The organism is Salipiger thiooxidans (assembly GCF_900102075.1).
GTDB lineage: Bacteria > Pseudomonadota > Alphaproteobacteria > Rhodobacterales > Rhodobacteraceae > Salipiger > Salipiger thiooxidans.
This window is the reverse complement of record NZ_FNAV01000006.1, coordinates 119564-132710: the sequence shown is the minus strand read 5'-3', so window position 1 is coordinate 132710 and position 13147 is coordinate 119564. Positions and strand designations below refer to the sequence as shown.

Annotated in this window: 14 protein-coding genes; 5 read left to right on the top strand and 9 right to left on the bottom strand. The window is 67.6% G+C overall.

Features of this window, described 5'->3' with window-relative positions; all coding sequences use genetic code 11:
- Positions 1-11 precede the first annotated feature (11 nt).
- The 6 genes from dxs to BLQ77_RS10615 all read right to left on the bottom strand — a co-directional run bounded on the left by dxs (position 12) and on the right by BLQ77_RS10615 (position 5321).
- Entirely contained in the window at positions 12-1937 is a 1926-nt protein-coding gene (gene dxs / locus BLQ77_RS10640; RefSeq protein WP_089958710.1) for a 1-deoxy-D-xylulose-5-phosphate synthase, read from the bottom strand.
- A gap of 15 nt (positions 1938-1952) precedes the next feature.
- Positions 1953-2822 (bottom strand): polyprenyl synthetase family protein, encoded by an 870-nt coding sequence (locus tag BLQ77_RS10635; protein WP_089958707.1) that lies wholly within the window; start codon positions 2820-2822, stop codon positions 1953-1955.
- A 6-nt stretch (positions 2823-2828) separates the two neighbouring features.
- Positions 2829-3074 carry an exodeoxyribonuclease VII small subunit gene (locus BLQ77_RS10630; RefSeq protein ID WP_008882980.1) on the bottom strand — a complete coding sequence of 82 codons (246 nt, stop codon included), beginning with the start codon at positions 3072-3074 and terminating at the stop codon, positions 2829-2831.
- The gene (locus BLQ77_RS10625) at positions 3071-3997 is read right to left on the bottom strand and encodes a histone deacetylase family protein (protein ID WP_089958703.1); all 927 of its coding nucleotides are present in this window, start codon (positions 3995-3997) and stop codon (positions 3071-3073) included. Before BLQ77_RS10625 ends, BLQ77_RS10630 begins: the two co-directional genes overlap by 4 nt.
- A gap of 110 nt (positions 3998-4107) precedes the next feature.
- Positions 4108-4812 (bottom strand): response regulator, encoded by a 705-nt coding sequence (locus tag BLQ77_RS10620; protein ID WP_008883333.1) that lies wholly within the window; start codon positions 4810-4812, stop codon positions 4108-4110.
- Complete coding sequence (locus BLQ77_RS10615; protein ID WP_089959109.1) at positions 4809-5321, bottom strand: MarR family winged helix-turn-helix transcriptional regulator; 513 nt, start codon at positions 5319-5321, stop codon at positions 4809-4811. Before BLQ77_RS10615 ends, BLQ77_RS10620 begins: the two co-directional genes overlap by 4 nt.
- A 184-nt stretch (positions 5322-5505) precedes the next feature.
- Here BLQ77_RS10615 and BLQ77_RS10610 point away from each other — a divergent pair, with 184 nt between their 5' ends.
- From BLQ77_RS10610 to BLQ77_RS10600, 3 genes are all read left to right on the top strand, one after another.
- A complete protein-coding gene (locus BLQ77_RS10610) occupies positions 5506-6375 on the top strand; it encodes a branched-chain amino acid aminotransferase (protein ID WP_008883276.1) in 870 nt (289 codons plus the stop codon).
- Positions 6376-6614: 239 nt separating this feature from the next.
- Complete coding sequence (locus BLQ77_RS10605; protein WP_089958700.1) at positions 6615-8099, top strand: AMP nucleosidase; 1485 nt, start codon at positions 6615-6617, stop codon at positions 8097-8099.
- Between the two features lie 140 nt (positions 8100-8239).
- Positions 8240-8527 carry an HU family DNA-binding protein gene (locus BLQ77_RS10600; RefSeq protein ID WP_008883113.1) on the top strand — a complete coding sequence of 96 codons (288 nt, stop codon included), beginning with the start codon at positions 8240-8242 and terminating at the stop codon, positions 8525-8527.
- A gap of 140 nt (positions 8528-8667) precedes the next feature.
- On the opposite strand, the gene BLQ77_RS10595 is transcribed toward BLQ77_RS10600, so the two are convergent.
- The gene (locus BLQ77_RS10595; protein ID WP_089959106.1) at positions 8668-9096 is read right to left on the bottom strand and encodes an organic hydroperoxide resistance protein; all 429 of its coding nucleotides are present in this window, start codon (positions 9094-9096) and stop codon (positions 8668-8670) included.
- 129 nt (positions 9097-9225) lie between these two features.
- Here BLQ77_RS10595 and BLQ77_RS10590 point away from each other — a divergent pair, with 129 nt between their 5' ends.
- Positions 9226-9651 (top strand): MarR family winged helix-turn-helix transcriptional regulator, encoded by a 426-nt coding sequence (locus tag BLQ77_RS10590; protein WP_278184694.1) that lies wholly within the window; start codon positions 9226-9228, stop codon positions 9649-9651.
- A gap of 3 nt (positions 9652-9654) precedes the next feature.
- Here BLQ77_RS10590 and BLQ77_RS10585 read toward each other — a convergent pair whose 3' ends face one another.
- Entirely contained in the window at positions 9655-10353 is a 699-nt protein-coding gene (locus BLQ77_RS10585; protein ID WP_089959103.1) for a GNAT family N-acetyltransferase, read from the bottom strand.
- Between the two features lie 13 nt (positions 10354-10366).
- The gene (locus BLQ77_RS10580) at positions 10367-11755 is read right to left on the bottom strand and encodes an aminotransferase family protein (RefSeq protein ID WP_089958692.1); all 1389 of its coding nucleotides are present in this window, start codon (positions 11753-11755) and stop codon (positions 10367-10369) included.
- A gap of 329 nt (positions 11756-12084) precedes the next feature.
- On the opposite strand from BLQ77_RS10580, the gene BLQ77_RS10575 reads away from it, so the two are divergent.
- Complete coding sequence (locus BLQ77_RS10575; RefSeq protein WP_089958688.1) at positions 12085-13077, top strand: taurine ABC transporter substrate-binding protein; 993 nt, start codon at positions 12085-12087, stop codon at positions 13075-13077.
- The last annotated feature ends 70 nt before the right edge of the window (positions 13078-13147 follow it).

Sequence of the window (13147 nt, the reverse complement as noted above, 5' to 3'; positions counted from 1 at the left end):
CGCCGCCCTGCTCAGGCTTTCCGCGAGAGCACGTCGACGCCGAGGGTGGTGAGCACCTTTTCCTCGATGTGGCGTGCGTCGAGACCGGCAGCCTCGTACATGTCGTTGGGGCTGGCGTGGTCAATGAAGGTGTCGGGCAGCACCATCGAGCGGAATTTCAGCCCGTGATCCAGCGCGCCCTCGTCGGTCAGAAGTTGCACCACTTGGCTGCCGAAACCGCCCACCGAGCCTTCCTCGATCGTGATCAGCGCCTCGTGTTCGGCGGCAAGCTTCAGGATCAACTCGCGGTCGAGGGGCTTGGCAAAGCGCGCGTCAGCCACGGTGGGCGAGATACCCCGCGCCGAGAGCCGTTCGCAGGCCTTCATCACCTCGGAGAGCCGCGTGCCGAAGCTGAGGATCGCCAGACGGGCGCCCTCGCGCACGAGGCGGCCACGGCCGATCTCGAGCGGCTCGCCCTTCTCGGGCATCTCGACGCCGCTGCCTTCGCCGCGCGGGTAACGGAAGGCGATGGGCCCCTCGTCATGGGCGGCGGCGGTCGCGACCATGTGCATGAGCTCGGCCTCGTCGGCGGCGGCCATGACGACCATTCCCGGCAGGTTGGCCATGAAGGCGATGTCGAAGGCGCCGGCATGGGTCGCGCCATCGGCGCCCACGAGCCCCGCGCGGTCGATGGCGAAGCGCACCGGAAGGCGCTGGATCGCCACGTCGTGCACGACCTGGTCGTAGCCGCGTTGCAGGAAGGTGGAATACATCGCGCAGAACGGCTTCAGCCCACCTGCCGCGAGCCCGGCGGAGAAGGTGACGCCGTGCTGCTCGGCGATGCCCACGTCGAAGACCCTGCTCGGGTAGCGCTCGGCCATGAGGTCGAGCCCGGTGCCGTCGGGCATGGCCGCGGTCACCGCGCAGATACGGCTGTCCTCGGCGGCAAGCCGGGTGAGCTCGCGCGCGAAGATCTTGGTGTAGGACGGAGCATTCGAGGGCGACTTCTTCTGCTCGCCGGTCACCAGGTCGAACTTGGCGCGGGCGTGGCCGCGGTCGGCGGCGCCCTCGGCGGGAGCGTAGCCCTTGCCCTTCTTGGTGAGCACGTGCAGCAGGATCGGGCCGGTGGCGCGCGCCTTGACGGTGCGCAGGATCGGCAGCAGCTGGTGCAGGTCGTGGCCATCGAGCGGGCCGATGTAGTCGAAGCCCAGCTCCTCGAAGAGGGTGCCGCCGACGGTCATCGTCTTTAGCACTTCCTTGGCGCGCTTGGCGCCCTCGCGGAATGGCCCGGGCAGCAGCGAGACCGCGCCCTTGGCGGCGGCCTTGAGGTCCTGGAACGGCGCCTCGGCGTAGAGTCTCGAGAGGTACGAGGACATGGCGCCGGTGGGCGGCGCGATCGACATCTCGTTGTCGTTGAGGATCACGATCAGCCGCTTGCCGAGATGGCCGGCGTTGTTCATCGCCTCGTAGGCCATGCCCGCGGACATGGCGCCGTCGCCGATCACCGCGATGGCGTCGCCCGAGCCGGTGTCGCAGACCCCGCCCAGATCGCGGGCCACTGCGAAGCCGAGCGCGGCACTGATCGAGGTCGAGGAGTGGCCGGCACCGAACGGGTCGAAGGGCGATTCCGAGCGCTTGGTGAAGCCCGACAGCCCGTCCTTCATGCGCAGCGTGCGGATGCGGTCGCGGCGACCGGTGAGGATCTTGTGCGGGTAGGCCTGGTGCGAGACGTCCCAGATGATCTTGTCGCGCGGTGCATCGAACACCGCGTGCAGGGCGACGGTCAGTTCGACCACGCCGAGGCCGGCGCCCAGGTGGCCGCCGGTCTGCGACACGGCCGCGATGGTCTCGGCACGCAGCTCGTGGGCGAGCTGTTCCAGCTCGGCATCGGACAGGCGCTTGAGATCGGCTGGCGTGATGACGCGGTCGAGCAGCGGCGTTTCCGGGCTATGGGTCATGGCGTCCCTCGGCACTCAATTCCGGCGGGAGATAACGAAGCGGGCGGCCTCCCGCAAGGTATCGGCCCGCTCTCCATAGGGAGATAGAGCGTCGCAGGCCTCGGTCACAAGGGTTTCCGCGCGGGTTTTCGCTTGGTCGAGCCCCAGCAGTGAAACAAACGTGGCCTTTCCGCGGCCCGCGTCCTTACCGACGGCCTTGCCGACGGTCTCTGCGTCGCCCTCGACGTCGAGAATGTCGTCGGCGATCTGGAAGGCGAGGCCGAGCCGGTGGGCATAGGAGGTGAACGGGCCCGGATCGGCCTGCGCCAGCCGCGCGCCAGCCTCGGCGGACCAGGTGATCAGCGCCCCGGTCTTGCCCGCCTGCAGCGCGGTGATCTCGTCGAGGGTGAGCGGCGTGTCGGCGGTCTCGGCCGCCATGTCGAGCGCCTGTCCCAGCACCATGCCACGGGCCCCCGCCGCGCGGGCGAGGCTCAGCGTCAGGTCGGCGCGCACGCCGGCGTCCGGGTGACAGCGCGGGTCCGCGACCAGCTCGAAGCCAAGCGCCTGCAGCGCGTCGCCCGCCAGAACGGCGGTGGCCTCGTCCCACTTGCGATGCACCGTGGGCAGGCCGCGGCGCAGGTCGTCGTCGTCCATGCAGGGCAGGTCGTCATGCACGAGGCTGTAGGCGTGGATCGCCTCGATGGCGCAGGCGGGCCACAGCGCCTGTGCCTGCGGCACGCCGTGCAGCCGCGCGCCCTCGAGCACCAGCCAGCCGCGCAGGCCCTTGCCGCCGACGGTGGCGTAGCGCATCGCCTCGGTCACCGGCAGCGTGGCAAGCGCACCGATGACATGGTCGAAATGGGCGGCGACGGCGCTGGCGCCGGCCGCAAGGCTGTCACGGAACATGGAAGGTCAGAGCCCCTCGACGGTCTTCAGTCCGGCGGGCTCGCCATTGGCGTCGAGGGTGATCGCGGCGACCTTCTCCTCGGCGTCCTTGAGCTTCTTCTCGCAGCGCGCCTTGAGCTTGGCGCCGCGCTCGTAGAGGGCGATCGACTGGTCCAGCGGCACCTCGCCGCGTTCGAGCTGGCCCACAACCTGCTCGAGCTCGGCCATGGCCTGCTCGAAACTCATCTCCTCGACCGGCGTATCGCTGCTCATTTTCCTGCCTCGATCAGTTCTTCCACATGTGCCCGTCCGGATGCGGCGAGGGCAGCGAGATCATATCCGCCTTCCAGCACCGAGACCACCCGTCGCCTGCAATGGGTGGTGGCGATGCGGCAGAGCTCGTGGGTGAGCCAGCGGAAATCCTCGGCCTGCCACGCGAGTTGCGCCAGCGGGTCGTCGTGATGTGCATCGAACCCGGCCGAGATGATCATCATCTGCGGCTCAAAGGCCTCGAGCCGCGGGAAGGCGCCGCCGCGGTAGGCGTCGCGCATCTCGGAGCCGCCGCTGCCGGGACGCAGCGGCAGGTTCACCACGTTGTCGTGGGCGCCGGTTTCGGTGGCGGCGCCGGTGCCGGGCCAGAGCGGGAACTGCTGGGACGAGACGAAGAGGATTCGCTCCTCGTCCCAGAGCAGGTCCTGCGTGCCGTTGCCATGGTGCACGTCGAAATCCACCACCGCGACGCGCTCCAGCCCGTGGTGGTCGAGCGCGTACTTGGCCGCGAGCGCGGCGTTGCCGAAGAGGCAGAAGCCCATGGGCGTCTCGCGTTCGGCGTGGTGGCCGGGCGGACGGGTGGCGCAGAAGGCGTTCGTCGCCTCGCGCGACATCACCGCGTCGACGGCGCGAATCGCGGCGCCCGCGCCGCGGCGCGCGGCCTGCATGGAACCCGGCGACACCCATGTGTCGGAATCGAGCGCCACCTGTCCCTGCTCGGGCGCGGCGCGCTTGATGCGGTCGATGTAGCGCTGCGGGTGGACCCTTGCGATATCGGCGTCGCTCGCGGCGGGGGCGGCGAGGCGCAGCAGGTCGAGCGGTGCCAGCGCGTGCAGCAGGTGGTCGAGCCGGGCCACCCGCTCGGGGTGGCCGTCCGGGGTGATGTGGTCGTGGCAGTCGGCGTGCGTGATGAGTGCGGTCGTCATGACGGTCCTCCCCCTGACGTCAATGCGCGACAGGATTCCGTACCTGCCGCCAGTGGGCAACCCGCGATTTCCTGCAATTGTTACGAGCCGGCAGAAACCGGCAGGAGGGATCAGTCGGGTGCCAGCATGTAGCCCGCGCCGCGCACCGTCTGCAGGTAGCGCGGCTGCTTCGGGTCGCTCTCGATCTTGCGCCGAAGCCGGGTGATCTGCACGTCGACCGCGCGTTCCTGCGCCTGCCCCTTGTCGCGGCCGAGCTCCTCGACCAGCTTGGTGCGGCTCAGCGCCTCGCCGGGCTTGGCCGAGAAGATCCGCATGAGCTGGCTCTCGGTGGCGGTGAGCCGGACAAGCTCTTCGCCCCGCCACATCTCGCCGCGCTCGATGTCGTAGCGGATCGGGCCGAGGGTCAGCAGCTTCGGCGCGGCCTCCTCGGCGCGGGTGTCGGGCACCCGGCGCAGGATCGCGTTGATGCGCAGCAGCAGCTCCTTGGGCTCGAAGGGCTTGGCGAGATAGTCGTCGGCCCCCGCCTCGAGCCCCTTGATCCGGTCCTCGGTCTCGCCCCGCGCGGTCAGCAGCATGATCGGCGTCCGGGAGCCGCGCTCGCGGATGGCGCGGGTGAGGCTGACGCCGTCCTCGCCGGGCATCATCACGTCGAGCACGATCATGTCGAACTCGAGCCCTTCGAGCAGGCGGCGGGCGTGCGCCGCGTCGCGTGCGGCGCTGACCAGAAAACCATGCCGTATGAGGAACTTCTGCAGCAGTCCCCGGATCCGCTCGTCGTCGTCGACGATCAGGATATGCGCGTCCGGGTCGGTCATCCGCGCACCTCGCGCAGGCCGGAGTAGTGGCGGCGCATTTCGGGATCCATCATCGCCTCGAGCACCTTGCGGAATCCGGCCACGGCCTCGGGTCCGACCTGCCGGTAGGCGGCGCGCATGCGGGCGCGCTGCGCGTCCGAGAGCCGGTGTTCGAGTTCCTTGCCCGCTTCGGTCAGGAACAGGTGCCGCTCGCGCTTGTCGGCGCGGCCGACTCGGCTTTCGACCAGACCGTCCTCGATCAGGGTGCGCAGGACACGATTGAGCGACTGTTTGGTGACGCCGAGGATCGACAGCAGGTTGTTCACCGTGGTGCCGGGCACGATGTTGATGAAGTGCACCGCGCGGTGATGAGCGCGCCCGTAGTCGAGCCCCTGCAGGATGCGGTCGGGATCGGCGGTAAACGCCCGATAAGCAAAGTACATTGCCTCGATACCCTGCCGGAGCTGTTCGTCCGTAAGGTAGAGGAGTGCCTCCCCAACATGTGCCTGCGTGCCAGGACCGTCCGCCATGCTCATGTCCCCCTCTGTCTCCCAAGTTTTGGGCACTTTAAGTCAGCGTTGTTGACATTCCAATACTGAACTGTTAGCGAGTCGCAGTTTTTCCGCAATATTATGTCCGCGTCGGACGTAAATAGCGCAACAAATGAAAAGCTAAGTCAAACTGAACTGCATGCGCGCCAGAAGGAGAATGGTTATGGAAGGTGCATATGACGACCGCGACGGTAAGATCTGGCTGGACGGCAAGCTGGTGGAGTGGCGGGACGCGCAGGTGCACGTACTGACCCACGCGCTGCACTACGCCAGCTCGGTCTTCGAAGGCGAGCGGGCCTACAACGGCAAGATCTTCCTCGGCCACGAGCACTCGAAGCGGCTGATCTTCTCGGCCGGCGAGCTCGGCTTCGAGATCCCCTACACCGCCGAAGAGATCGACGCGGCCAAGGACGAGGTCCTCAAGGCCAACGGTTTCACCAACGCCTATGTCCGCGCGATCGCGTGGCGTGGTGCGGGCATGGACATGGGCGTCGCCTCGTCGCGCAACCCGGTCCACCTCGGCATCGCGACATGGGAGTGGGGCAACTACTACGGCGACGCCAAGACCAAGGGCGCCAAGCTCGACATCGCGCGCTGGAAGCGCCCGAGCCCCGAGACCATCCCCGTGAACGCAAAGGCCGCGGGTCTCTACATGATCTGCACCATCTCCAAGCACGAGGCCGAGGCCAAGGGCTGCTCGGATGCGCTGTTCATGGATTACCGCGGCTACGTGGCCGAGGCGACCGGCGCCAACATCTTCTTCGTGAAGGATGGTGAGGTTCACACCCCGCTGGCGGACTGCTTCCTCAACGGCCTGACCCGTCAGACCGTCATCAAGATGATGAAGGAGAAGGGCATCACCGTGCATGAGCGCCACATCATGCCCGAGGAACTCTCGAACTTCGAGGGCTGCTTCCTGACCGGCACCGCCGCCGAGGTCACCCCGGTTGGCCAGATCGGCGACTACACCTTCACCGTCGGCAACCTGGTGCTGGACATCGCCGCCTCCTACGAGGCGCTGGTCCGGGCCTGATCGCGCCACAAGGCGAATTGACGAACGCCCCGCGACACCGGTCGCGGGGCGTTTCGCGTTTCGGGGGGCGGTCGGGGTGCCGGTCCGGGGCACGGCGAGTGCAGGGCGAGGGCAGGGCGGTTTTCGCCCCTGGGATGTGCCGTGACGCAGCGGTTTCATGGTTAACGGTCACACTGCCGCTTGAACGCCCCTCTCCTTGATGCCAGTTTGCCGGGAAACAGGCCGAAAGAGAGGCAAGCATGCAGGACTCGTACGCCCCACTGGAGATCGTCAGCCCGGAGGCTCCGGAGCCCGAACTCTTCTCCGATGCGGGGGCCGCGGTGGATCGTCTCTGCGAGCTCTACGACCTGTCCGCGGGCTTCCTGCACGACCGGTTCCTCGCGGCGATGAGCGACGGGCACCCCGGGGTGCGCATCCGCGCCTTCTATCCCGAGGTGCGCATCACCACCACGAGCCACGCCAAGGTCGACAGCCGCCTGAGCTTTGGCCACGTGCCCGCGCCCGGCACCCACGCCACCAGCATCACCCGCCCGGACCTGTTCCGGCACTACCTCAAGCAGCAGATCCGCCTGCTGCTCGAGAACCACGGGGTGCCGGTGCAGGTGGGGCTCTCGACGACGCCGATGCCGGTGCATTTCGCCGTCGCCAACTATCCCGAGCTCACGGTGCCGCAGGAGGGGGCGGGGCGCTTCGTGCTGCGCGACGTCTTCGACGTGCCCGACCTGAGCGTGACCAACGACGACATCGTGAACGGTGTCGCCAAGCCCGCCGAGGATGGCGCCGGGCCGCTCGCGCCGTTCACCGCGCAGCGGGTCGACTACTCTCTGGCGCGGCTCGCGCATTACACCGCGACCGATCCCAGGCACTTCCAGAACCACGTGCTGTTCACCAACTACCAGTTCTACGTCAGCGAGTTCGAGGCCTATGCCCGCCAGCAGCTCGCCGATCCGGACAGCGGCTACACCAGCTTCGTCTCGACCGGCAACGCCGAGATCACCGATGCCGAGGCCGCGCTGCCTCTCAGCCCCAAGATGCCGCAGATGCCGACCTACCACCTCAAGCGCCCGCACGGCGCGGGCATCACGCTGGTGAACATCGGGGTGGGGCCCTCGAACGCCAAGACCGCCACCGACCACATCGCCGTGCTGCGCCCGCATGCCTGGCTGATGGTGGGGCACTGCGCCGGGCTGCGCAGTTCGCAGTCGCTGGGCGACTTCGTGCTGGCCCACGCCTACTTGCGCGAGGACAAGGTGCTCGACGACGACCTGCCCGTCTGGGTGCCGATCCCAGCGCTGGCCGAGATCCAGGTCGCGCTCGAGACCGCCGTGGCCGAGGAGACCCAGCTCGACGGCTACGACCTCAAGCGGGTGATGCGGACCGGCACCGTGGCCTCGGTCGACAACCGCAACTGGGAGCTGCGCGATCAGTCCGGCCCGGTGCAGCGGCTGTCGCAATCCCGGGCCGTGGCGCTCGACATGGAAAGCGCGACGATCGCCGCCAACGGCTTCCGCTTCCGGGTGCCCTACGGCACGCTGCTCTGTGTCAGCGACAAACCGCTGCACGGCGAATTGAAGCTTCCCGGCATGGCCAGCGACTTCTACAAGACGCAGGTCGCGCGGCACCTGATGATCGGCATTCGCGCGATGGAACGGCTTCGCGGAATGCCGCTCGAGAGGCTGCATAGCCGGAAGCTGCGTAGCTTTGAGGAAACAGCTTTCCTCTGAAGTGGAGGAACACCGCCGAAACACCGCAATATGCGCAGTTTTCCCTTGCAAACACCCACTATTCGTTGTGTTTGAACTCCATATAATGTTACGCTTACGCGACGAGGCCCATTACTTCGGGCAGTTAAGGAGACCATGAAATGGCGAAACCGATGACCAAAACCCAGCTTGTGGCCGCACTGGCCGAGGAGATGGGCGCAGACAAAAAAACCGCGTCCGCCGCGCTGGACGCGATCACCGGCATCATCACCAAGGAAGTCGCCGACGGTGGTGCAGTGACCCTTCCTGGCGTCGGCAAGATCTATTGCCGCGAGCGCCCGGAGCGCATGGTCCGCAACCCCGCGACCGGCGAGCAGTTCAAGAAAGAGGCCGACAAGCAGGTCAAGATGACCATCGCCAAGGCCCTCAAGGACAGCGTCAACGGCTGATCCTTTCGGAAGCTCCTTCGGGAGGCTTCGGATTCCAAGGACCGCTTCGGCGGTCCTTTCTTTTTGCCTTCAGCACCTGGCGTGCATTACCCCGGTGCGCGCGACCCGCCTGCAGGTGCGGGCGCGCGGGAGAGGGGGCTTCAGAGGACGACGATCTCGACCTCGATGTTGCCCTTGGTGGCGTTCGAGTAGGGGCAGATGAAGTGGCCGCGCTCGGCGATCTTCTCGGCCACGTCGCGCTCCAGCCCCGGCAGGGAGACCTCGAGCGTGACCTTCAGGCCGAAACCGCCGTCGCTGCGCGGGCCGATCCCCACATGGGCGTTCACCGAGGCATCATCGGGCACGGTGCCGAGCTTCTCGCTCTGCGCCGCGAAGCGCATCGCGCTGAGGTAGCAGGCCGCGTAGCCAAGCGCGAAGAGCTCTTCGGGGTTGTGGCCCTTGCCGTCGCCGCCAAGCTCCTTGGGGCTCGACATGGTGACGGTCAGCATTCCGCTGGCCAGTTTCGCGTGACCGTTGCGGCCGCCGCCAAACGCGGTGGCTTCGGCCCAGTACTTGGGATCGACGGACATGAGGTTTTCCATTCGTTTGCGATTATATCGTGTGCGATATAAATAGGGGGCGAGCCACCGCGAGTCAACTCCCTTGCGATCCTGTCGCGTGCGATCTATTTTCCGGAAATGCAGCTGACACCTCCCGACATGATCTGTTTCGCGCTCTACTCGGCGCAGCACGCGATGCAGCAGGCCTATGCCGACCTGCTCGACGACATCGGCCTGACCTATCCGCAGTATCTGGTGATGACGGCGCTCTGGGCCGAGGACGGGCGCACGGTGGGGGCGCTCGGGCGCGAGCTGCGGCTGGAATCGAACACGCTCACGCCGCTGCTCAAGCGGCTCGAGGCACAGGGCCAGATCCTGCGCAGCCGCGACCCCGAGGACGAGCGGCGGGTGCTGATCCGCCTCACCGAGGCGGGACGGGCGCTGCAGGCGCGGGCGGCTCATGTGCCGGGCTGTCTGGCGGAACGGATCGGGCTGCCGGTCGAGGACCTCGTGCGTCTGCGCGACGAGATCCACGGCCTCAGCGACCGCCTGCGGCAGGCGCGGCAGGCGGCGTCGGAGCGCTGAGGCTCAGGCCTCGGACAGCGGCAGGATCTGCCGGCCGTCGGCGTCGAAGTTGGACGGATCCAGCCACGCCTGGAAGCGCGCCCGAAGCGAGGGCCATTCGCCGTCGATGATCGAGAACCACGCGGTGTCGCGGTTGCGGCCCTTGACGATCACCGCCTGCCGGAAGGTGCCCTCGTAGCTGAACCCGAGCCGCTGGGCGGCGCGGCGCGACGGCATGTTGAGCGCGTCGCATTTCCACTCGTAGCGGCGATAGCCGAGCTCGTCGAAGGCGCGGGCCATCATCAGGAACATGGCCTCGGTGGCGGCGGCGGTGCGCTGCAGGCGCGGGGACAGGTGGATGAAGCCCACCTCGATCACGCCGTTGGCCGGGTCGATCCGCAGGTAGGAGCAGAACCCCAGCGGGGTGCCATCGGGCGCGCAGATGGCGAAGTAGAGCGGGTCCCGGCTCTGCTCGGCGGTGGCGGCCCAGGCTTCGGCATCGGCGAGGTCGGTGAAGGGCCCGCGCGGCAGGTATGTCCAGCCACGGCCGCCCGCGTCCTCGGCGAAGGCCCCGAAGAGCCCCGCGGCATGGGCCACGGTCAGCGGTTCGAGCCGCACGAAACGGCCCTCGTTGGGGCTGCGCGGGGGCAGGGGGCGCGGGAAGTCTCCGCCGACCGGCTGGCCGACCGGTTGGCCGTGATCGTTGGTCTTCGTCTCGTCCATCGTGTTCATCGTGTCAGGCGAAGACCTTCGCCAGGCTCTTGTCGACGGCACCGACGATCTGGTCGATGTCGTCCTTTGTGGCGATCAGCGCGGGCGCGAAGCAGAGCACGTTGTTGAGCCCCGGCACCGAGCGGTTGGTGGCGCCGATGATGACGCCCTCGGTGGCACAGCCCGCCACCACGGCGCCGATCTGCGCCTCGGTCACCGGGGTCCTGGCGTCGCGGTCGCTGACCAGCTCGGCCCCGAGGAACAGGCCCTTGCCGCGCACGTCGCCGATGACGGCGTGCTTGTCCATGAGCTCGCCCAGCCGGTCGAGCATGTAGTCGCCCATCCTGGTGGTGTTCTCGAGCAGGTTCTCGTCCTCGATGATGCGCATGTTCTCGAGCGCCGCGGCGGGGCCTGCGGTGCAGCCGCCGAAGGTCGAGATGTCGCGGAAGTAGTTCATCGGATCGCTGGCATCGTCCTTGAAGAGGTCGAAGACCCGCTCGGAGGTCACGCAGCAGGCGATGGCGGCGTAGCCCGAGGCGACGCCCTTGGCCATGGTCACGAAGTCGGGCTCGATGCCGTAATGCTGGTAGCCGAACCAGTGCGTGCCGGTGCGGCCCACGCCGCAGACCACCTCGTCGATGTGCAGCAGAATGTCGTACTTGCGGCAGATCTCCTGCACGCGTTCCCAGTAACCCGGGGGCGGGACGATGACGCCACCACCGGCGGTCACCGGCTCGAGGCAGAGCGCGCCCACGGTGTCGGGGCCCTCGCGCAGGATGACTTCCTCGATGGCATCGGCGGCACGCTGGCCATAGGCCTCGCCCGTCAGGTCCCACTGGGCGCGGTATTCAAGGCAATGCGGCACCTCGACGAAGCCCGGCGCGAAGGGGCCGTACTGAATGTTGCGCTCGACCTGGCCGCCGCAGGACATCGCCCCGATGGTCGAGCCGTGGTAGTCGCGCTCGCGGTAGAGGATCTTGTGCTTCTTGCCGCCATAGCGCTTGTGGGCGATCTGGCGGACCATCTTGAAGGCCTTCTCGTTCGCCTCGGAACCGGAGTTCGTGTAATAGACCCGGCTCATCCCCGGCATCTTCGAGATCAGCTTCTCGGCAAACAGCGCGCCGGGCACCGAGCCCGCGGCGCCGGCGAAATAGTTCAGCTTCATCAGCTGCTCGGACATGGCGTCGACGATGCTCTTGCGGCCGTAGCCCACGTTCACCGTCCAGACGGCGCCCGAGACGGCGTCGATGTGCTCGCGTCCGTGCTGGTCCCAGACACGCATGCCCTTGCCCTCGACGATGATGCGCGGGTCCGAGGTCTCGAAGGCCTTGTGCTGCACGAGATGGTGCCAGACGTGGCGCTTGTCGGCCTCGACGACGTGGCTGAGATCGTTCTGGGTGGTGGTGCCGTCCATTTCGTGACTCCCGGTCTGCAAGGGAACGGCGCGCGGGCCGTGTTGCAGCGAATGTTAGCACACACATGGTCAGCCTAGGCAACACCCCAACCACCGGGGGCAGCAGGGATCGCTGCGCCGCCGCATGGAAATCGAGCGCCGCGGCGCGGCCGGGGCATCGGCCCGTTCACTGGGCAACCCGACGATCTTTCCGGCAGAATTCTCCGGAAAAACATTGATCGGGTGCCGGTTTTCCGATGGGAATGGTGCGGGGGGCCGGGTCGGAGGACAGGCCCGCGAAAAAAAGCGCGGCCGTGATGAGCCGGGCAACAGAACAGGGGAGTCTCCATATGACCAGATTCAAGGGCCTGATGGCTGGCGCCGCAGCCGCTGCGCTGCTCGCCGGTGCGGCACATGCCGAGACCGTCACCGTGGGCTATTTCCTCGAGTGGCCGATGCCGTTCGAATACGCCAAGGCCGAGGGCCTCTACGACGAGGCCATGGGCGTCGACATCAACTGGGTGAGCTTCGACACCGGCACCGCCATGTCGGCGGCGATGGCCTCGGGCGACGTTCAGCTCTCGGTGAGCCAGGGCGTGCCGCCCTTCGTCGTGGCCGTCAGCGCCGGGCAGGACCTGCAGGTGCTCGACGTGGCGGTGAGCTACGCCGACAACGACAACTGCGTCGTGGCCGAGGCGCTCGAGATCGACAAGGACTCGGCAAGCGAGCTGGCCGGCAAGAAGGTCGCCGTGCCGCTGGGCACCGCCGCCCACTACGGTTTCCTCAAGCAGATGGACCACTTCGGCGTCCCGCTCGACAGCCTCGAGATCGTCGACATGGCGCCGCCGGACGGCGCCGCCGCGATCGCGCAGGCCTCGGTCGACATGGCCTGCGGCTGGGGCGGCTCGCTGCGCCGCATGAAGGAGCACGGCAACGTGCTGCTGACCGGCGCCGAGAAGGAAGAGCTGGGCATCCTCGTATTCGACGTGACCTCGGGCCCGGCGGGCTGGGTCGCCGAGAACTCGGACCTCGTCTCGAAGTTCCTGATGGTCACCCGCGACGCCAACGAGATGTGGGCGGACGAGGCCAACCACGAGAAGATGCTGCCGGTTATCGCCAAGGACGCCGGCATGGATCTCGAGGCCACCCGGGAGACCATCGGCACCTTCGTGTTCCCGAGCGTCGAGGAGCAGCTCACCGAGAAGTGGCTGGGCGGCGGCGCGCAGGAGTTCATGAAGGGCGTGGCGGATGTCTTCGTGGCCGCCGGCTCCATCGACGCGGCGCTCGACAGCTACGCCGACGCGGTCAACACCGGCCCGCTCGAGGCGGCTTCGGGAATGTGATGCGGCGCGCGGGGCGGCCTGTCGTCCGGCCCGCGCAGAATCTTGCACGAGATTTTTGCAGGGGCGCCCT